The organism is Kitasatospora sp. NPDC006697 (assembly GCF_042869935.1).
GTDB lineage: Bacteria > Actinomycetota > Actinomycetes > Streptomycetales > Streptomycetaceae > Kitasatospora.
In genome coordinates this window covers 55,966-74,336 of sequence record NZ_JBIAGU010000042.1, presented here as the reverse complement: position 1 = coordinate 74,336, position 18,371 = coordinate 55,966, and the positions used below count along the sequence as shown (strand labels likewise).

Sequence of the window (18,371 nt, the reverse complement as noted above, 5' to 3'; positions counted from 1 at the left end):
GCTACCTTGCCGGCCTCCACCTTCGCGGCGCGATGATCTGGATCAAGGACCTCACCAACGCCATCCATTGATCACAACCAAATACGCGCCCTAGGGCGGTCATCTCGGAGAGTCGGACCTGGACGCTAGCCGGCTGGCGCTCGTCGGACAGGCCTCGGATCTCCTCCAGCTCGTGGATCAGCGCGGTGAGCATCTCGGTGGGCGGAGTGAAGACGTAGCTCCGGCGGAGGTCGAGTACCCGTTCGTCCAGCACTTCGAGCTGCGTCGCGCTGACGGTCGTGCGGGCGAGGGTCCGCTCGACCGCTCGGCGTGCCGCGTCGACCACCGTGTCGAGTGAGTCGCCGAGTTGGTGACTCGGGGGAGCGGCGCCGGGAGCGACGGTCGCGCGGATCGCGCTGGGGCGCCGGTAGTCGCCGACCAGACCGAGGCCGGCGGCATCGGTTCGGTAGAGGCGGCAGAGCAGGTCGATCGTTCGCGGCCGAGGCTGGCGGTCGGAGGTCTCCCAGGCGCGCAACTGCTCCTCGTTCACTGCGGGCATGCCGCCGTTGCTGAGGTGGCCGAGCTTGTGCAACTCCGCGATCGCTTCGCCCAAGGTCCAGCCGCGCGCGAGGCGGTGGGCGCGGAGCGGCCTCGTGCCGCAGCAGCGCAGGATGGCGTCGACCGTGTCTTCGACACGCCAGTGCTCGATGAGCGCGCGGCGGTGGATCTCTCGTGAACAGGACAGGCTGTGTGCCACGCGCCCTCTCTTCCGAGTGACTGTGCGGCTCTCCAGCGTAGTGGCGTGATGGTGGTCGGAGTCCTGAATCCCTCATAACTTGGGGGTTCCTGATGTGAAGTCAGCAGAATCCCCAACTCCGGCTGCGGATTCCCGAGAAGTTGCGGTTGTCGGTGCGCTGACCGGTGCGGAAGCCTGTCGGTGCCCGCAGTGGAGCAAGCTTGCTGGAAGCGTTCCAGCACCGCCCCGCGGGTCCACCTGCACGGCTCTGGGAGGACCGCAATGCCCATGGTGAGCTTCACGATTGCCGCTACGAGCCCCGGAGTCCACACTGTCCGCGGGCTGCTGGTCAAGGAGTTGGCCGGCGCCGGAGTGCTGCTGACGGACGAGGAGGCCTTCGCCCTCGGCCTGCTCGTCTCCGAGATCGCGACGAACGCTCTTGTACACGGGGTCGGGGGCGAGGACCCGCAGCAGCGGCTCACCGTCGAGGCCGAGATCGCCGGTCGGGGTGGACAGCTCAGGGTGGCCGTGTCGGACCCGGGCTGCGGAGTCCCGGAACCCGGCCCGGCTGAGGAGGAGTCGGAGCACGGTCGAGGCCTGCTGCTGGTCGCTGCCTACGCTGCTGCGCATGGGCATGAGCTGGATGCGGAGTGCGGTGGAAAGCGGGTCTGGTTCGAGCTTGCGCTGAGTGCACTGGACCAGGCCAGCGAGCCGATAGTGGCTCGCTGCCGCCGGCCGGTTCGCCTGCCGGGTGGTGCTGGTCCAGCGGCGGGTGGGGCGTCGCTGTGAGGAACCGCCTAGAGAGCGAGTCCCTGGCGGGCCAGCTGATCGCCGGCAGCGGAGTCGGGGCAGCGGGCAGAACCCCCTGGCCGTCCTCCGAAACCGTGACCGTCCTCGGCATCGTGAATATCCGCTTCCGGATTTCCGCAGAAGACTGAGCGGGAGCGCTGACGCCAGAGGATTCGCGGACGAGCCATCCAGGAAGAGGGCGACCGCCAGGCAGGTAGTCGCACTTTTGCACTCTTGAGTGTGAACAAGATCGATTTCTGTATCGACTTGTGGCTGAATGGCGCCTCGGTCGTCAACTGGGTTGGGAACCCGTCCGCCGGTGCCTGGGCGCAGCTCTCTGCGGGCCTGATGCCCGGTTCGCATTTGCACCGGGGGAGTGAAGCACCTGCGTCACCCAGTGGTCGGTGCGACGGAACTCAGCTTCGAGGCGAGCTACGTTCCACCATGCGAAAACGACTTCCGACGTTGATGTGCTCATTACGTCTCCGGAATCGCGAGGAAACGCATTGCCCGTTCCCTGTACGTCATCTGGCACCCCGTCTGCGGCTTCGGCAGCGCCGAGGTGCTTCGGCGGGTCACCTCAGCAAGGAGATGACATGACGGCGACAGAGAACATGGCCCCCAACCCCACCCCGACGCCGCTCGCAACGGAGTACTCACCCCGGCTCCACAACGACGACCTGGCCCCCGTCACCGAGCGGAGGTGGGGCGCGTTCAGCATCTTCAACGTCTGGACGTCGGACGTGCACAGCCTCTACGGCTACTTCCTGGCCGCCAGCCTGTTCCTCGTCGCGGGCAACGCCTTCAAGTTCGTCATCGGGATCGGCGTCGGCTCGCTGGTGATCTACTGGCTGATGACGCTGATCGGCAAGGCGGGGGTGCGGACCGGCGTGCCGTATCCGGTCCTCGCCCGGGCGTCGTTCGGCACCTTCGGCGCGAACGTCCCGGCTCTGGTACGGGCTGTGGTCGCCACCTTCTGGTACGGGGCCCAGACCAGCGCGGCGGCCGGCGCGATCGTCGCGTTCCTCACCAGATACAGCGGCCCCCGACACTTCCACGAGACAACCCGCCTCCTCGGGCACAGCGCCCTGGAGGTGGTGTGCTTCCTGGGAGTGTGGGCCGCGCAGCTGCTGGTCATCAGCAAGGGGATGGAGACGGTGCGCCGCTTCCAGGACTTCGCCGGGCCGGTCGTCTGGCTGATGATGCTGGTCCTCGCCGTCGTGCTGTCGGTCAAGGCCGGCGCGCTCTCCTTCTCGGTCGACATGCCCGCCAAGGATCTCGCCGCGCTCGCCAGGAGCTCGACGGGCCTTGACGTGACCCCCGGTTCGCCGGCCGCGATCGCGGCGATAGCGGCGACGTGGATCACCTACTTCGCGGCGCTGGTCCTCAACTTCGGCGACTTCGCGCGATTCGTGCCTGACGAGAGGACGCTGCGCAAGGGGAACATCTGGGGACTGCCGGTCAACCTCATCCTCTTCTCGTTCGTCGCCGCCCTGACCACCGCTGCGGCCAGCAAGGTCTACGGCCAGGTGATCCTGGAGCCGGCCCAGATCTCGGCCAAGTTCGGCAGCGTCTACCTCGTCCTGCTGGCTGCCCTGACCTTCGCGGTCGCCACGCTGGGCATCAACGTCGTCGCCAACTTCGTCAGTCCGGCATTCGACTTCGCCAATGTCGCCCCGAAGCACATCGACTTCCGGCGCGGCGGCCTGATCGCCGCCGGTATCGCGCTCCTGCTCTACCCGCTGCACCCGTGGGACAACGCGCCGAGCTTCGTCAACGCCATCGGCTCGACCATGGGCCCGATCTTCGGCGTGATCGTCGTCGACTACTACCTGATCCGCAAGGCGCAGCTCGACGTCCCGGCGCTCTACCGGGAGAACGGCGAGTTCCGCTTCCAGGGCGGGTGGAACGTCCGCGCCTTCGCCGCAGCCGCTGTCGGCGCGGTCTTCTCCAGCCTCCTGCCGGTCTACGGGCCGGCCGGCTACAGCGCGGCGCTCGGGCCGTACAGCTGGTTCATCGGCGTCGTCATCTCAGGCTCGCTGTACCTCGCGATCAGCGGCGGCAGGAGCCGGATCACCGCAGCGCTCCCGGCGGACGGCACGGCCTGACGCGTCGCCGAAGCACGCGAGGACTCAAGAAGTCGTCGCCGCGGGCCGGGGCTCTCACCGCATGGCAGCAACCCTGTCCACAGGCGGGCACGACCGGTTCAGTCGAGGGCTTCGTGGGCGGCCAGCAGGCCGCCGGTGACGGCGCCGAGGAAGCCGCCGGCCAGGCAGTCCTGGCCCGCGAGGTAGAGGCCGTCGATCCCGGTTCGTGGGCGGAGCCAGTCCGCCGTGCCGGGGCGGCGGCCGTCGCGGAAGGCGGCCACGTCCTTGGCCAGCCCGTAGAGGCTGCCGCCGGGCCAGCCGGCGAAGTGCTCGGCAGTGAGCGGGGTGCCGAGTTCGTGGTAGGCCACCCGCCCTCTGGTCCGGGGCAGGTGGCGGTGGAGCTGGTCGAGCAGTTCGGCGGTGAGCTCGGCCGTGAGGGCCAGGTAGGCGGGGTCGCGTCGGCGCCATCGCGATCCTTGGAACGGTTCGAACAGCTCGGGCTGGACGTAGGCGAGGATCTCACCGGTCGAGCGCCCGGGATGCTGTGCGGTCCAGGTGGGGTCCTTGGCGCAGGAGAAGGAGAGGAACAGGCCGCTGGTGCGGACTCCGGTGCCGTCGAAGAAGGCGTCGCAGTCCCCGTCCGTCACCATCAGGTTGTGGCGGGGCAGGCCGGGTTCCACCGGGTCGCCGTCGAGGCCGAGGAAGAGCAGGACGAACGGGAAGCCGCGCCGCATAACGGCGGACCGCTCGCCGTCGCCGTCGTCCAGCAGGGTGCCGAAGGTGTTCTGGGCTCCTGCCGCGCTCACCACCACCGGCGCCCGCACCTGGGTGCCGTCCGCGAGCACCACGCCCGACGCCCGTGCCCCGTCCAGCTCGATCCGGGCCACCGGCGTCCGCACGAACACCTCGCCGCCGGCGTGGATCCCCACGTCCCACTCCCACCCGGGCCGCCGGTACGCATGGGTGTACCCGCCGGCCGTGAAGTGCTGCTCGAACACCGCCACTCGCCGCCCCTGCCGCGCCAGGCACACCGCGGCGGTCAGCCCGCCGGCCCCGGAGCCGACCACCACCGCGTCGTAGCCGGTTGAGATGTCGCCCGGAGAGGGCGCCCGGCCCACCAGCACGCTTCCCGTCACGTCCGCCCGCCTTCGCCGCAGCCCGACACTCCCGGTGTCGGGAATACGGGGAGCAACGAGCCGAGGGACCGCGCCGTCACGCACCGCCGGCTCCTGGGCGGCCACGACTGGTCGCCGACCCCGCTCCATGGCGGAGCGGGCGAACCGGGGCGGCAGTAGCCCCGGCCGGCTGGAGACCGCCGCGAAGCTCGGCGGGGAGATCAGCTTCCCCGGCGTCACGTTCCAGCACGGTGCGGGGTATGTGGCACCTGCGTACGCCGCGCGCACCGGGGGAGTGGCTGGTCAGGACCGCCCGGCGGCGGCCCGGCGCGCGGGTGGCGCGGGGCCGCCGCCCGGAACGCCCTCCCCCCACCCCGGCGCGTTCCCGCCTCAGATACCAGGCTTGATCCGACCGCGCCAGCCGCCGCCTTCCACGCCGCGCTCCTCGATGAAGGACTTGAACCGCCGCAGGTCGCCCTTGACCCTGCGGTCCACCATCCCCATCACGTCGGCGGCCTTCTCGGCCACGCCGTCCGGCTGGAAGTCGATCGCCAGCCTGACCGCGGTCCGCTGCTCGTCCAGGCGCTCGAACGTGACGACGCCCATCTGCTGGACCTCGCCGCCCAGGGTGCGCCAGGCGATCTTCTGGTCGGGCAGCTGGTCGACGATCTCGGTGTCGAACTCGCGGGTCACCCCGGCGACCTTGGTCCGCCAGTGGTTGTGGCGCTCGTCCAGCTGGGTGACCTGCTCGACGCCTTCCATGAAGCGGGGGAAGTCCTCGAACTGCGTCCACTGGTTGTAGGCGGTGTGCAACGGGACCTCGATCTCGATGCTCTCCTGCACCATGCTCATAGCGGTTCCTTCCAGGCGAATCGGACCTACCGCCCATCGCCTGCCCCGTCGTCGCCGGGTCACACGCGGATCCGTGCCACTCGCTCGCGCCCGATCAGGCCGTCGCGCTCTTCTCGGCGGCGGTGCCCGGGCGACGGGTGCGCCGGCTCACCGGTGGCCCTCTGCGCGGGCGCGGGTCCAGGCCGATTCGCGCAGCAGCCGCAGGCCGTTGAGGCCGACGATGACGGTGGAGCCCTCGTGGCCGAGGACGCCGAGCGGCAGCGGCAGGGTGGCGGCCAGGTCCCAGACGACCAGGGCGGTGATGAAGACCGAGGCGATCACCAGGTTCTGCACCACGAGGGCCCGCGCGCGGCGGGAGAGGGCGACGACGGCGGGGACGGTGGCGAGTTCGTCGCGCACGATCACGGCGTCGGCGGTCTCCAGGGCGAGGTCGGAGCCGGCCCGGCCCATGGCGATGCCGGTGTGGGCGGCGGCCAGCGCGGGGGCGTCGTTGACGCCGTCGCCGATGACCAGGATCCTGCGGCCGGCTGCCTCCTGTTCCTTGACGGCGGTGACCTTGTCCTGGGGCAGCAGGCCGGCGCGGACGTCGGTGATGCCGACCTCGGCGGCTAGGAGGGCGGCGGCGCGCGGGTTGTCGCCGGTGAGCAGCATCGGTGCTGTGCCGGTCATGGCGGTGAGCGCGGTGACGGTGGCGGCGGCGTCCGGGCGCAGGCGGTCGGCGATGCCGAGCACGCCGACCGGGATGCCGTCGGCCTCGACCAGGACGGCGGTTCGGCCGCCGTCCTCCCACTCGGCGGCCAGGGCGGTGGCCGCCTCCGCACGGTCCGCCGGCCGGGCCGGGGCACCGACCGCGATGGTGCGGCCCGCGACGGTGGCGGTCACGCCGATGCCGGGCGCGGAGGCGAAGCCCTCGGCCGTGGCCAGGGCGAGGCCGCGGGTGCGGGCGGCATCCACGATCGCGCGGGCGAGCGGGTGCTCGCTGGGGTGCTCGGCCGCGGCGGCGAGGGCCAGCAGCTCATTCTCGGTCAGGCCGGAGTTCGGGAGGGGGTGGATGTCGGTGACGCGGGGCGTGCCCTCGGTCAGGGTGCCGGTCTTGTCCAGCGCGACCGCGTCGACCTGGCTCAGGCGCTCCATCACGACGGCGGACTTCACCAGCACGCCGTGCCGGCCGGCGTTGGCGATCGCGGACAGCAGCGGTGGCATGGTGGCGAGTACCACCGCGCAGGGCGAGGCGACGATCATGAAGGTCATCGCCCGCAGCAGCGAGCCGGTGAACGCGGCGCCGGAGGCCAGCGGGAGCGCGAACACGGCCAGGGTGGCGAGGACCATGCCGATCGAGTACCGCTGCTCGACCTTCTCGATGAACAGCTGCGTGGGGGCCTTGGTCCCGGAGGCCTCCTCGACCATCTTCACGATCCGGGCGATCACCGAGTCCGAGGCGTCCCGCTCGACCTTGACCCGCAGGGCACCGGTGCCGTTCAGGGTGCCGGCGAAGACCTCGTCGCCCGGCTGCTTGGCGACCGGCAGGGGCTCGCCGGTGATGGTGGCCTGGTCGACCTCGCTCGCGCCGTCCAGGACCCGTCCGTCGGCGCCGATCCGCTCGCCCGGGCGGACCAGCACGAGGTCGCCGACGCTCAGTCGTCCGGTCGGGACGGTCTCCTCGGTGCCGTCGTCCAGCATCCGGGTCGCCGTCGAAGGAGCGAGGTCGAGCAGGCCGCGCACCGAGTCGGCGGTCCGCGCGGTGGCGACGGCCTCCAGCGCGCCCGAGGTGGCGAAGATGACGATCAGCAGGGCGCCGTCCGTGACCTGGCCGACGGCGGCGGCACCGAGCGCCGCGACGATCATCAGCAGGTCGACGTCGAGGGTCTTCTCCTTCAGCGCCCGCAGCCCGGCCCAGGCCGGCTCCCACCCGCCGGTGGCGTAGGCCAGCGCGTACAGCGGCACCCACGCCCAGGCCGGGGCGCCGGTCAGCTGCAGCGGCAGCGCGATCAGGAACAGCAGTGCGGCGGCGGCAGCCCAGCGCGCTTCGGGCAGCGCGAGGATCCGCGTACGCCGCCGAGGGGCGGTACCGGCGGACACGGCGGCCGTCCCGGGGGCGGGGCGCTCGAGCAGGGTGGAGGACATGGCAGGCAGGACCCTTCGCACAGGCCACGGGCAGGAGTGGCGACCCGGCCCACGATACAGGAACACATGAACACCTCTTCATATGTCATCTGTAGTATTGGCCCATGGGTCATGGAGCCGCTCCCGCGAAGAACGCCGTCCCGCGCACTCGTCTGGACGCGGACAACGCCGCCCGGGTGGCCACCACGCTGCAGGCCCTGGCCACCCCGTCCCGCCTGCTGATCCTCGCCCGGCTGCGCGAGGGGCCCTGCGCGGCCACCGAACTCGCCCACGCCGTCGGCATGGAACAGTCCGCCTGCTCCCACCAGCTGCGGCTCCTGCGCAACCTCGGCCTGGTCACCGGCCGGCGCAACGGCCGCTCGGTGGTCTACGCGCTGTACGACAACCATGTCGCCGAACTCCTCGACCAGGCCGTCTACCACACCGAGCACCTGCGCCTGGGGCTCAGCGACGCAGACGGAGCCGCGGACACGGACCTCGCCGCCGAGGCCGCGGCCGAGACCGCGCGCTGAACCGACCCCGCCTCCCCGATCCGCACCGCCCATCACCGCCGCACGAAGACGGCGCCGAAGGAAGGTCGCCGTGACCGCTCCCGCTGCCGCAGCGCCTGCGGACACCACCCGCCTGCTGCGCCGGGGCTTCGCCCTGGAACGGGCGACCCTGGCCTGGAACGTGGTCGGCATCGTGGTGCTCGCCGTCGCCGCGCTCTCGGCGAAGTCGGTGGCCCTGGCCGGGTTCGGCCTGGACTCCCTGATCGAGATCGGCGCGTCCACCGTGGTGATCTGGGAGCTGTCCGGCACCGGCGAGGAGCGTCAGCGCCGGGCCCTGCGGCTGATCGGCGGGGCCTTCGCGGCGCTCGCGCTCTACCTGCTGGCGCAGTCGTCGTACGTGCTGGCCACCGGCCACCACGCGCGCCACTCCCCGCTGGGCATCACCTGGACCGCCGTCACCGCCGTGGTGATGTTCGCCCTCGCCTACGGCAAGGCCCGCACCGGCGCCGCACTGGACAATCCGGTCCTCAGGACGGAGGGCAGGGTCACCCTGGTCGACGGTGTCCTGGCCACCGCCGTCCTGCTCGGTCTGGTGGTGAACGCCGCCGCCGGCTGGTGGTGGGCGGACCCGCTCGCCGGATTCGTGGTCGTCCTCTACGCGGCGCGCGAGGCGCGGGAGATCTTCGCCGGCGAGCACTGACGGTCCGGCCGGGGGCGACCCGAGAGAGCCTCGGCGCGGTTGCGCGCACGGCGGCGGGGTAGCCGCCGGGGTGTGATCACTCTGGGTGTCGAGGAGGAGTACCTCCTTATCGATCGGGCCACGGGGCTGCCGGTGGCCCGTGCCGCCGCCGTCCGCCGGGCAGCCGAACGCCGCGATGCGCTGACCGACGGCGAGGTCCAGCGTGAGCTGCTGCAAGCCCAGCTGGAGATCGCCACCCCGGTGTGCCGGTCACTGGACGAGATCGGGGGGCACCTGCTCCGGATGCGCCACGCTCTGGATGCGGCGGCCCGCGAGGAGGGCTGTCGGCTGGCGGCCTGCGGCGGTGCGCCGTTCAACCGGCGGCTGCCGATTCCGGTCACGCCCTCCGCCCGCTACCGGGCGATGCGCGCGCACGCACCCCGCCTGACGGACGAGCAGCTGATCGCGGGCATGCACGTCCACGTCGGCGTCCCCGACCGGCCAGCCGGTGTCGCGGTGCTGAACAGGCTGCGCCCATGGCTGCCGCTGCTGGTCGCCCTGGCCGCGAACTCGCCGCTGTGGCAGGGCGTGGATACCGGCTTCGCCAGCTGGCGGACCCTGGTGTTCGGCCGCTGGCCCGTCAGCGGGGTGCCGCCGGCCTTCGCCGACGCCGCCGACTACCGGCACCGGGTCGACGCCCTGGTGGCGGACGGCCTCGTCGCGGACACCGGCCAGGTCTACTGGCACATCCGGCTGTCCGAGCACTATCCGACCGTCGAGGTCCGGGCCATGGACGTGCAGCTGCGGGCGGACGAGGCGGTGATGCTCGCAGGCATCGTCCGAGCGCTGGCCGCCCGTGCCCTCGCGGACGAGCGCGAGCACCGCCCCTGCCCGGGGATCAGGCCGGAGACGCTCTCCGCCGCGGTGTGGCACGCGGCCCGGCACGGGGCGGCGACCGTCTTCGACCCGCTCACGGGCGCACTCGTCCCGGCCGCCGACGCCGCAGCCGCGCTCCTCACGGTCATCGACGAGGACCTGGAAGGCGACCGCCGGCACATCGTTCCCGTGCTGAAGCGGCTGCTGCGCGAGGGCAACGGGGCAGCCCGGCAGCGGCGCACGCTCCGGAACGGCGGCAAGGCCCGGCTCCTGCGGATGATCACGGACGAGACAGGCGGCGCCTGACCGCGGCCGGTGCCGTTTCGGCGGGCTGCGCAGGGCGGCCCGGCGGGGGACCGCTCGCCACCCGGGCGCCGGGCGGGCGTGGGCTACGCCGCGGCGGCGTCTTCGGCGTCCAGCAGCTCGGCGAGCTCGGAGCGGTGCAGGGCGGCGACGGCGTCGAGCAGGTCGGGATGGCGCAGCAGGACGGCGGCTTCGCTGTCGTGGGGGCCGGGGTGGGTCAGGCGGCGCAGGCCCGCGACGTGCGCGGTGCCGCCGGAGCCGGCCGGCGTCCGGTGGGCCCGGGCGGCGAGGGCGGGATCGGCCAGCAGGCACGCGGCCCAGCTGACGACGGTCTCGTCCACCCAGGTCCGCCACGCCGTCTCCTCCGGCTCGGCGTGGTGTCCGGTGATCCAGTCCAGGCGGCCGGTTCCGCTGGGGGCGAGCAGGTGCAGCAGCTGCACGTCGAGGTCGGTGGCGTAGCGCAGGTGGGCGGCGAGGGTGGCGGCCTGGTGGGCCTGCGCGTGGGCCAGCGCGGCGTTGAGGGCGCCGGGCGGTGGCGGGTAGGCGGCCACCAGCCAGCGGGTGCAGGCGGCTATGACGGGGGTCAGGTCTGCGGACACGGCGATCGGTCCCTTGCGGCGGGCTCGCCGGCATCCGGTGCGCCGGGGTGTGCGAGCTGCGGGGTGCGCGGGGCCACGATGCCCCGCTCCTGGCCGGCCAGTGTAGGCACACCGCCGGCGCCGGCGGCATGACGGCGGTCACTCCGGGTCCGACCGGGCACCGGGGCCGCGGATGTGCGGCGGCCCCGGTCGCCCCCGCTCGGCAGCGGTCAGGACTTGCCGCGGCCGGAGACGAAGTCGCGGGCCCGGTCCACCAGGCCCGCGCCGGGGGCGAGGAGCTTGCTGGCCGTCGGGCTGCTCGGCGCGCCCGGGTGCGGCCGGGTGGGAGCCATGGACTTGGCGCGGCGGATCTTGTCGCCGAGGTCGTTCAGCTGTTCGGCGGTGCAGGCCTTGCTGAGCATGGGGAAGAGGTTGTCCTCCTCGTCCTGGACATGGGCGGCGACCTCGCTCATCAGCTGCTCCAGCAGCAGCCCCATCCTGGCGTCGCCCATGTCCATCTGCTCCAGCTGCTTGAGGATCTTCTCGACGCGCGAGTGGTCCTCGATCTCCTTGTCGGCGAGCCGGTCACCGCCCGAGACGTACTCGCGCACCGCCGGGTAGAGGTACTGCTCCTCGGCGACCGAGTGCCGCACGAGCTCGATGGTGACCTCGTCGATCTGGTCGCGCAGCTCTTGGCCGCCGAGGGTCATCTCCTGCATCCGGCCGAACATCACCTCCACCTCGCGGTGGTCGGCCTTCAGTTCCTCGATCATGTTTCCGCCGTGGCCCATCGCGAATCCGCCTTCCGTCGTGGCCGGGTCCGTCCCGGTCTGACGAACAGTGGTTCCCGTCCCGCACAGCCAGGGCGGGCGTGTCGGGCGCGTTCCACCCGATCGGCTGCGAACCGGCCCACGACAGCCGCGGGGAGGGGGATTGTTGACCCCGAGGTCAAATACTCACTACGGTGAGGCCATGGGCAGACCCAGGGCCTTCGACCCCACCGACGTCATCGCGCAGGCGATGGAGGCGTTCTGGACCAACGGCTACGCCGCCACCTCGCCCGCCGACCTCGCCGCCGCGACCGGCGTCGGCAAGGGCAGCCTCTACCACTCCTTCGGCTCCAAGCGGGAGCTGTTCGACCGGGCGCTGGAGCTCTACAGTCGGCTCGGGTCCTCGGCGACCGAGGAGGTCCTGGCGCAGCCCGGGACGGCGAAGGAGCGGATCCGCGCCTACTTCCTCCTGCTGGTCGACCTGGACCTGGACGGTCCGGTCCGCCGCGGCTGCCTGGCCCAGAACACCGTGGAGGAGCTGGGCGCCCGCGACGCGCAGGCGGCGGAGGCCGTGCGGCGGCTGGAGGACCGGATGATCGAGCTGTTCGCCGCCCGGCTGGAGCAGGGGCAGCGGGACGGCGACGTCGACGCCGGGCTCGACACCGAGGCGCAGGCGCTGCTGCTGCAGACCACGCTCGCCGGGCTCCGGGTGATGGCCAAGACCTACGAGCGGCCGGTGCTGGTGCGGATCGTCGACACGGCGCTGGCCGGATTCTGACCTGCTGACCTGTAGTGCCAACTGATTGGGGAGATCATGGACCTCGGTATCACCGGCAGGACCGCCCTGGTGACGGGCGCCAGCCGCGGCATCGGGCTGGCCGTCGCGCAGGTGCTGGCGGCGGAGGGGGTGCGGGTGGTCGGGGCCGCGCGGACCGTCACGCCCGAGCTGGCGGAGGTGGCCGCGGCGACGGTGGCGGTCGACCTGAGCACCCGTGAGGGGGCCCGCTCGGTGGTGGAGCGGGCGATCGCGGAAGTCGGCGGGATCGACTTCCTGGTCAACAACGTGGGGGCCGGTGACACCGACGGCATGGTGCTCGGCGGGTTCCTGGACAGCGACGACGAGCAGTGGCAACGGATCTTCGACCTCAACCTGTTCAGCCCGGTGTGGACCACCAAGGCGGCGCTGCCCAGCCTGCTGGAGCGCAAGGGCGCGATCGTGAACATCTCCTCGATCAACGCCCGGATGCCCGGCGGCGCCCCGATCGGGTACGCGGAGGCCAAGGCCGGGCTGACGCAGTTCGGCAAGCGGCTCAGCGAGGAGCTCGGGCCGCTCGGGGTGCGGGTGAACACCGTCTCGCCGGGTGTGGTGACCAGCCCGCTGTGGACCGACCCCAAGGGGTTCGGCGGCAAGGTGGCCGAGCTCTTCGGGGTCGGCCACAGCGAGCTGCTGGTGGCGCTGCCCACCCAGTTGAACATGGCGTCCCGGCGGCTCACCGAACCGGCCGAGGTGGCCGACCTGGTGGCCTTCCTGCTCTCGGCCCGGGCGGCGAACATCCACGGCGCCGACTACGTGATCGACGGCGGGACGATCAAGACCGCCTGACGATCAGGACCGCCTGACGGGTCATCGGCCTGACGGGCAGTCGGCCCGTTTGGCCAGCAGGGCCGTGAGCAGCCCGCCCGCCAGGACCACCGCGCCGCCCAGCCACTGGGCGGCGCGCACGGCCTCCGCGAAGGCGTCCAGCAGCGCGGGGTGCTCCGGGCCGTCGCCGTACCCGTCGCCGTACCCGTCACCGTGCGAACGGGGCGATCGGGTTGGCGAGTTCGCCGACCAGCTGGAGCGCGGCCGAGGGATCGGCCAGGTCGACCATCTGACGGTTGTTCCGCAGCTGCAGCCGGTTCAGGCAGGAGAGCGCGAAGGCGGGCGCGAACGGGTCGAACCGCTCGAACTTCGCCGCCAGATCCGGCACTTGGTCCCGGTAGTCGGCGGTGCACTCGGCGACGGTGCGCCAGAACTCCCGCTCCGCCAGCGTGCCGGCCTCGTCCAGCAGGGCGGCCAGGTAGCGCAGGAAGCCGTCGAAGACATCGGTGAAGATCGACAGCAGCCGCATGGACTCCGGCACCTCGGCCCGGATCCGCTCGACCTTGGGCGGCAGTCGGGCCTGCGGGTCCATCACCACGATCTCCTCGGCGATGTCCTTGAAGATCGCCCGCCGCACCGTGCCGGCCCGGTCGAGCACCAGGATGACGTTCTCGCCGTGCGGCATGAAGGCCAGGTCGTGGGCGTAGAAGCAGTGCAGCAGCGGCAGCAGGTAGGCGTCCAGGTAGCGGCGGAGCCAGTCGGCCGGGGCCAGCCCGGAGCGGGCGATCAGCTCGGCGGCCAGCGGGCGGCCGGCCCGGTCGGTGTGCAGCAGCGAGGCCATGGTGGCCAGCCGCTCGCCCTCGGCCAGCCGGCCCACCGGGCTCTCCCGCCAGAGCGCCGCCAGCATCTTGCGGTACGGCGAGTAGCGGTCGGTGGCGGCCTCGAACTGGCGGTGGTGGTAGCCGATCGCCGCGTGCTCGCGGATGATGCTCAGCCCGCTGGCCCGCAGCACCCCGTCCCGCTCGATCAGTTCGGCCAGCCAGTCGTTGATCGCCGGGGTGGCCGCCATGTACGCCACCGAAAGGCCGCGCATGAAGCCCATGTTGAGCACCGAGATCGCGGTCTTGACGTAGTGCCGCTCCGGGTGGCTGGTGTTGAAGAAGGTGCGGATCGACTGCTGCGCCCGGTAGGCGTCCTCGCCCTCGCCGAGCAGCACCAGGCGCCGCTGGGCGAGTTCGCCGGCGAAGGAGACCGACAGCTTGTTCACCCACTGCCAGGGGTGCACCGGGAAGAGGTGGTAGTCGGCCGGGGCCAGGCCCTGGCCGGTCAGCACGGCGGCGAACCGGGCCCGTTCGGCCGGGCCCAACTCCTGCTCGATCAGCGCCTGGTAGTCCAGGTCGGCGCAGCTGGTGAAGGTGGAGTGGTCGCGGTGCGCGGCCAGCCAGATCAGCCGCACCGCGCTGCCCGCCTCCGGCGCGTAGCGGTGGTACTCCTCGCCGTCGAAGCCGATCCGGCCGTTGTTGGCGACGAAGCCGGGGTGGCCCTCGGTCATCGCGGTCTCGATGGTCTGGAAGTCGGCGCCGGCCAGTTCGGCGGCGCTGGGCTGCGGCCGGTCCAGCTTGTAGGCCGAGGAGGCCAGGGTGCTGGCGATCTCCTCCAGGTAGACCGGCAGCACCTCGGCCGACAGCCCGAGCGCGGTGCCCAGCTCCAGGACGAAGTCGACTGCGTCCAGAGGGAGTTCCGCACCCCCGCGGTGCCGGGTGATGGATTCGGCGGGGATCTGCCAGTGGTCCAGCGCGAGCAGCCGGGCCGCGAACCGGTACTCGGTGGCACCGTCGTCGCTGCGCACCGACCAGCGGCCGGGGCCGAGCGGTTCGGGGACCAGCAGCCGCTCGTGGGCGAACTCGGCCAGCGCCTTGCGGACCAGCAGCCGGTTGGCCTGTGCCCAGGTGTCGGGCCGCAGGTGGTCGACGGCGCTCACGCGGCACCGCCCGGGCCGGTGGCGGCCGCGAACTGCGCGCGGGTGCAGAAGCTCAGCAGTGCCTCCTTCTCCGGCTTGCGGATCGGCCCGGCGGGCTCGAAGCCGACGGCGGCGTTCAGCCGCTGCACGGCGGTGTTGCGCAGGTCCGGCTCGACCACCACCCGGTGCACGGCCGGGTCCTCGAAGAGGAAGTCCAGCACGGTGGTGATCACCGCCAGGGTGAAGCCGTGCACCGGGCTGTCGGTGGGCGCGCAGAGGAAGTGCATGCCGACGTCGCCCGGCTCGGCCGGGTAGAGCCCGACCAGCTCGACCCGGGCCGGGTCGTACCGCTCGACCAGGAAGGCCGGCCGGTCCTCGACCAGCCCGAGGAACGCCTCGTGCGCCGGGTGCTCGGCTATCTCCCGGTAAGCGGCGGCGACTTGGGCCTCGGTCTGGCCCTGCATCAGCCAGAAAGCGGCCTTCGGGTGGGTGACCCAGCCGTGCAGCAGCGCGGCGTCGTGCTCCGGGTCCAGCGGGCGCAGCGCGAACCGGCCCAGCCGCGGGTCGGTGCGGGAGTAGCGGGTGGTGCTCATCATGGGGTCCTTGAGTGCTTCGCGGTTCATGCGGCGGGCGCGCCGAACTCCTGGAAGGCGATGGTCCGCTCGATCGGGTAGACCTCGCGGCCGGTCAGCTCGCGGATGATCCAGGAGTTGCGGTACGGGCCCATGCCCAGGTCGGGCGAGGTGATGCTGTGGGTGTGGGTGCCGGCGTTCTGCAGGAAGATGCCGCGGCCGGTGGTGTCGATGCTGTAGTTGCGGGCCACGTCGAACCGGCCGCGCCCGTCCCAGCGGATCCGGTCGCGCACCGGCTCCAGGAACTCCGGCACCCGGTAGCGGTAGCCGGTGGCCAGCACCAGGCCCTCGGTCTCCAGGGTGAAGTCGCGCTGCTGCTCGGCGTGGTGCAGGCCCAGGGTGTAGCGGCCGGCGGCCGGGTCGTGGGCGGCGGTGCGCAGCTCGGTGTGGGTGAACAGCCGGGTGGGCACCGGCCCGTCGACGCTCTTCTGGTAGAGCAGGTCGTAGATGTTGTTGATCAGCTCGGCGTCGATGCCCTTGAACAGGCCCTTCTGCTCGGCCTCCAGGCGGTAGCGGGTGGCCTCGGGCAGCGCGTGGAAGTAGTCCACGTACTCCGGTGAGGTCATCTCCAGGGTGAGCTTGGTGTACTCCAGCGGGAAGAACCGCGGCGAGCGGGTGGCCCAGGTGAGCTGGTAGCCGCGGGTGTCGGCCTCGGCCAGCAGGTCGTAGTAGATCTCGGCGGCGCTCTGGCCGCTGCCGACCACGGTGATGCTCCGCTTCGCCTGCAGCGCCGGCTTGGCCGCCAGGTAGCCGGAGTTGTGCACCAGGTCGCCGCCCAGCCCCGCGCAGGCCGCGGGCAGGTTCGGCGGGGTGCCGGTGCCCAGCACCAGGTGCCGGGCCCGGAGGCGGACCGGCTCGCCGGCCGCCGTGGCGGTCACCGTGTAGAGCCCGTCCTTCTCGTCCCACTCCACCAGCGTGACCCGGTGGCCGAAGCGGAGGTTGGGCAGCTTGCCCGCCGCCCAGCGGCAGTAGGCGTTGTACTCGGCCCGCACCGGGTAGAACCGCTCGCGGATGTAGAACGGGTAGAGCCGGCCGCGCTCCTTGAGGAAGCTGAGGAAGGAGTACGGCGAGGTCGGGTCGGCCAGGGTCACCAGGTCGGCCATGAACGGGGTCTGCAGGGTGGCGAAGTCGAGCAGCATCCCCGGATGCCAGTCGAACTCGCCGCGGCCCTCCAGGAAGACGCCGTCCAGCTCGGCCAGCGGCGCGGTCAGGCAGGCCAGTCCGAGGTTGTAGGGGCCGAGGCCGATCGCGATGAAGTCGTGAGTTGACATGCGGGTCTCTCCGAACGGGGACTGATGGGTCGTCAGGCGGCGGCGTGCTCGGCGAGGTACTGCTCGGCGTGCCCGGCGAGCAGGTCGAGCACCACGGCGATGTCGGTGAGCGTGGTCTCCGGGTTGAGCAGGGTGAACTTGAGGTGGTGGCGGCCGCCCACGGTGGTGCCGGCCACCACCGCCGCGCCGGAGGCGGCCAGCGCCTCCCGGGCGTGCAGGTTGGCGGCGTCGGCCAGCGGGTGGGAGCCGTCCCCGGCCGGCAGGTAGCGGAACACCAGGGTGGACAGCGAGGAGCGGGTGACCACCTCGAAGCGCCGGTCCGCGCTGAGCAGTCGGTGGGCCGCGGCGGCCCGGTCCAGCACCTCGTCGAAGAGCGCGCCGACCCCCTCGGCGCCCATCACCCGCAGGGTCAGCCAGAGCTTGAGCGCGTCGAACCGGCGGGTGGTCTGCAGCGACTTGTCCACCTGGTTGGGAATCCGCGCCTCGGCCATCCGGGCCGGGTTGAGGTAGTCGGCGTGGTAGGTGGCGTGCCGCAGCACGGACCCGTCCGCCACCACCAGTGCGCTCGAACTGACGGGTTGGAAGAAGGACTTGTGGTAGTCGACGGTGACCGAGGCGGCCCGCTCGATGCCGCCGAGCAGGTGCCGGCGGGTGGCGGAGACCAGCAGCCCGCAGCCGTAGGCGGCGTCCACGTGCAGCCAGGTGCCGGTGCGTTCGCACAGCTCGGCGATCTCGGGCAGCGGGTCGATGCTGCCGAAGTCGGTGGTCCCGGCGGTGGCGACCACCGCCATCACCGGCAGCCCCTCGCGCGCGCAGCGCGCCAGTTCGGCCGCCAGTGCCTCCGGCCGCATCCGGCGCTGCTCGTCCACGGGGACGGTGATCACGGCGTCGGCGGCCAGGCCGAGCAGCTTGGCGGACTTCTGCACGCTGAAGTGCCCGGCGGCGGAGGCCAGCACCCGCAGGCGGGAGATCAGCCCGCGGTCCCCGGCCAGCGCCTCCTCGCGGGCCAGCAGCAGCGCCTGGAGGTTGGACTGGCTGCCGCCGCTGGTGAAGACGCCGTCGGCGGCCGGGCCGAAGCCGATCCGCCCGGCCGTCCAGTCGATCAGCCGGCGCTCGATCAGGGTGCCGCCCGCGCTCTGGTCCCAGGTGTCCAGCGAGGAGTTGACGGCGCTGAGCACCGCCTCGCCGAGCAGCGCCGGTATCACCACCGGGCAGTTGAGGTGGGCCAGGTAGCGCGGGTGGTGGAAGTAGACCGCGTCGCGCAGGTAGACCTGCTCCAGCTCGGCCAGCGCGGCCGCCGGATCGTGCAGCGGGCGGTCCAGGTCCACCGCGTCCAACTCCGGGGCGAGTTGCTGCGGGGAGACGCCGGTGAAGGGGGAGTCGGCGGTGGCGATCCGGCGGGCCACCGCCTCGACGCCCTCGGCCAGCGAGCGGCGGTAGGCGGGCAGGGTACGGGCGTTGAACAGGTGGTCCCGGGCGGTGGTGGTCGCGGCGGGGGCCTCGGCGGTGCGGGCGCGGGGGCTCATGGCAGTCCTCGGCGATCGGGA

General features: G+C 72.2%; 17 protein-coding genes. 7 read left to right on the top strand and 10 right to left on the bottom strand.

Translation table 11 applies throughout. From position 1 onward, the window contains the following. Window position 1: 1 nt before the first annotated feature. Window positions 2–736, bottom strand: a complete 735-nt coding sequence (locus ACFYNO_RS37630; RefSeq protein WP_388022340.1) for a hypothetical protein — start codon at window positions 734–736, stop codon at window positions 2–4. A 267-nt stretch (window positions 737–1,003) separates the two neighbouring features. Here ACFYNO_RS37630 and ACFYNO_RS37625 point away from each other — a divergent pair, with 267 nt between their 5' ends. Both ACFYNO_RS37625 and ACFYNO_RS37620 read left to right on the top strand, forming a co-directional pair. Further along, a complete protein-coding gene (locus tag ACFYNO_RS37625; RefSeq protein WP_388022337.1) occupies window positions 1,004–1,504 on the top strand; it encodes an ATP-binding protein in 501 nt (166 codons plus the stop codon). A 596-nt stretch (window positions 1,505–2,100) separates the two neighbouring features. Continuing rightward, the gene (locus tag ACFYNO_RS37620) at window positions 2,101–3,612 is read left to right on the top strand and encodes an NCS1 family nucleobase:cation symporter-1 (protein ID WP_388022334.1); all 1,512 of its coding nucleotides are present in this window, start codon (window positions 2,101–2,103) and stop codon (window positions 3,610–3,612) included. A gap of 98 nt (window positions 3,613–3,710) precedes the next feature. Here ACFYNO_RS37620 and ACFYNO_RS37615 read toward each other — a convergent pair whose 3' ends face one another. The 3 genes from ACFYNO_RS37615 to ACFYNO_RS37605 form a co-directional block, all read right to left on the bottom strand. Beyond that, complete coding sequence (locus ACFYNO_RS37615) at window positions 3,711–4,727, bottom strand: phytoene desaturase family protein (RefSeq protein WP_388022331.1); 1,017 nt, start codon at window positions 4,725–4,727, stop codon at window positions 3,711–3,713. A gap of 369 nt (window positions 4,728–5,096) precedes the next feature. Continuing rightward, window positions 5,097–5,558, bottom strand: coding sequence for an SRPBCC family protein (locus tag ACFYNO_RS37610; RefSeq protein WP_388022330.1), 462 nt, complete (start codon window positions 5,556–5,558; stop codon window positions 5,097–5,099). Window positions 5,559–5,705: 147 nt separating this feature from the next. After that, complete coding sequence (locus ACFYNO_RS37605) at window positions 5,706–7,682, bottom strand: heavy metal translocating P-type ATPase (protein ID WP_388022328.1); 1,977 nt, start codon at window positions 7,680–7,682, stop codon at window positions 5,706–5,708. Window positions 7,683–7,786: 104 nt separating this feature from the next. Here ACFYNO_RS37605 and ACFYNO_RS37600 point away from each other — a divergent pair, with 104 nt between their 5' ends. From ACFYNO_RS37600 to ACFYNO_RS37590, 3 genes are all read left to right on the top strand, one after another. After that, complete coding sequence (locus tag ACFYNO_RS37600) at window positions 7,787–8,194, top strand: ArsR/SmtB family transcription factor (protein WP_388022325.1); 408 nt, start codon at window positions 7,787–7,789, stop codon at window positions 8,192–8,194. A gap of 70 nt (window positions 8,195–8,264) precedes the next feature. Continuing rightward, a complete protein-coding gene (locus ACFYNO_RS37595; RefSeq protein WP_388022323.1) occupies window positions 8,265–8,873 on the top strand; it encodes a cation transporter in 609 nt (202 codons plus the stop codon). Window positions 8,874–8,945: 72 nt separating this feature from the next. Then, window positions 8,946–10,034: a glutamate--cysteine ligase gene (locus ACFYNO_RS37590; RefSeq protein WP_388022321.1), complete on the top strand. Its 1,089-nt coding sequence runs from the start codon at window positions 8,946–8,948 to the stop codon at window positions 10,032–10,034. A gap of 83 nt (window positions 10,035–10,117) precedes the next feature. Here ACFYNO_RS37590 and ACFYNO_RS37585 read toward each other — a convergent pair whose 3' ends face one another. Continuing rightward, the gene (locus ACFYNO_RS37585) at window positions 10,118–10,630 is read right to left on the bottom strand and encodes a hypothetical protein (RefSeq protein WP_388022319.1); all 513 of its coding nucleotides are present in this window, start codon (window positions 10,628–10,630) and stop codon (window positions 10,118–10,120) included. Window positions 10,631–10,839: 209 nt separating this feature from the next. Further along, window positions 10,840–11,400, bottom strand: coding sequence for a hemerythrin domain-containing protein (locus ACFYNO_RS37580; protein WP_388022316.1), 561 nt, complete (start codon window positions 11,398–11,400; stop codon window positions 10,840–10,842). Window positions 11,401–11,581: 181 nt separating this feature from the next. Here ACFYNO_RS37580 and ACFYNO_RS37575 point away from each other — a divergent pair, with 181 nt between their 5' ends. Beyond that, complete coding sequence (locus ACFYNO_RS37575) at window positions 11,582–12,157, top strand: TetR/AcrR family transcriptional regulator (RefSeq protein ID WP_388022314.1); 576 nt, start codon at window positions 11,582–11,584, stop codon at window positions 12,155–12,157. A gap of 36 nt (window positions 12,158–12,193) precedes the next feature. Beyond that, window positions 12,194–12,982: an SDR family oxidoreductase gene (locus tag ACFYNO_RS37570; protein WP_388022311.1), complete on the top strand. Its 789-nt coding sequence runs from the start codon at window positions 12,194–12,196 to the stop codon at window positions 12,980–12,982. 187 nt (window positions 12,983–13,169) lie between these two features. Here the strand turns inward: ACFYNO_RS37570 and ACFYNO_RS37565 are convergent, their stop codons facing one another. From ACFYNO_RS37565 to ACFYNO_RS37550, 4 genes are read right to left on the bottom strand one after another with little or no spacing between them, the layout of a single operon-like run. Next, a complete protein-coding gene (locus ACFYNO_RS37565; protein WP_388022309.1) occupies window positions 13,170–14,942 on the bottom strand; it encodes an IucA/IucC family protein in 1,773 nt (590 codons plus the stop codon). Then, the gene (locus ACFYNO_RS37560; protein ID WP_388022345.1) at window positions 14,939–15,514 is read right to left on the bottom strand and encodes a GNAT family N-acetyltransferase; all 576 of its coding nucleotides are present in this window, start codon (window positions 15,512–15,514) and stop codon (window positions 14,939–14,941) included. The genes ACFYNO_RS37565 and ACFYNO_RS37560 overlap by 4 nt, the downstream gene beginning before the upstream one ends. Before the next feature lie 26 nt (window positions 15,515–15,540). Continuing rightward, window positions 15,541–16,824, bottom strand: a complete 1,284-nt coding sequence (locus ACFYNO_RS37555; protein ID WP_388022306.1) for a lysine N(6)-hydroxylase/L-ornithine N(5)-oxygenase family protein — start codon at window positions 16,822–16,824, stop codon at window positions 15,541–15,543. 32 nt (window positions 16,825–16,856) lie between these two features. Then, complete coding sequence (locus ACFYNO_RS37550; RefSeq protein WP_388022303.1) at window positions 16,857–18,350, bottom strand: pyridoxal phosphate-dependent decarboxylase family protein; 1,494 nt, start codon at window positions 18,348–18,350, stop codon at window positions 16,857–16,859. Window positions 18,351–18,371 lie beyond the last annotated feature (21 nt).

What these genes read in the sequence shown, in the direction of transcription:
- ACFYNO_RS37625 (WP_388022337.1), top strand. Translation starts at nt 1,004, where the DNA reads ATGGTGAGCTTCACGATTGCCGCTACGAGCCCCGGAGTCCACACTGTC.
- ACFYNO_RS37620 (WP_388022334.1), top strand. Translation starts at nt 2,101, where the DNA reads ATGACGGCGACAGAGAACATGGCCCCCAACCCCACCCCGACGCCGCTC.
- ACFYNO_RS37610 (WP_388022330.1), bottom strand. Translation starts at nt 5,558, where the DNA reads ATGAGCATGGTGCAGGAGAGCATCGAGATCGAGGTCCCGTTGCACACC.
- ACFYNO_RS37605 (WP_388022328.1), bottom strand. Translation starts at nt 7,682, where the DNA reads ATGTCCTCCACCCTGCTCGAGCGCCCCGCCCCCGGGACGGCCGCCGTG.
- ACFYNO_RS37600 (WP_388022325.1), top strand. Translation starts at nt 7,787, where the DNA reads ATGGGTCATGGAGCCGCTCCCGCGAAGAACGCCGTCCCGCGCACTCGT.
- ACFYNO_RS37580 (WP_388022316.1), bottom strand. Translation starts at nt 11,400, where the DNA reads ATGGGCCACGGCGGAAACATGATCGAGGAACTGAAGGCCGACCACCGC.
- ACFYNO_RS37575 (WP_388022314.1), top strand. Translation starts at nt 11,582, where the DNA reads ATGGGCAGACCCAGGGCCTTCGACCCCACCGACGTCATCGCGCAGGCG.
- ACFYNO_RS37570 (WP_388022311.1), top strand. Translation starts at nt 12,194, where the DNA reads ATGGACCTCGGTATCACCGGCAGGACCGCCCTGGTGACGGGCGCCAGC.
- ACFYNO_RS37560 (WP_388022345.1), bottom strand. Translation starts at nt 15,514, where the DNA reads ATGAGCACCACCCGCTACTCCCGCACCGACCCGCGGCTGGGCCGGTTC.
- ACFYNO_RS37555 (WP_388022306.1), bottom strand. Translation starts at nt 16,824, where the DNA reads ATGTCAACTCACGACTTCATCGCGATCGGCCTCGGCCCCTACAACCTC.
- ACFYNO_RS37550 (WP_388022303.1), bottom strand. Translation starts at nt 18,350, where the DNA reads ATGAGCCCCCGCGCCCGCACCGCCGAGGCCCCCGCCGCGACCACCACC.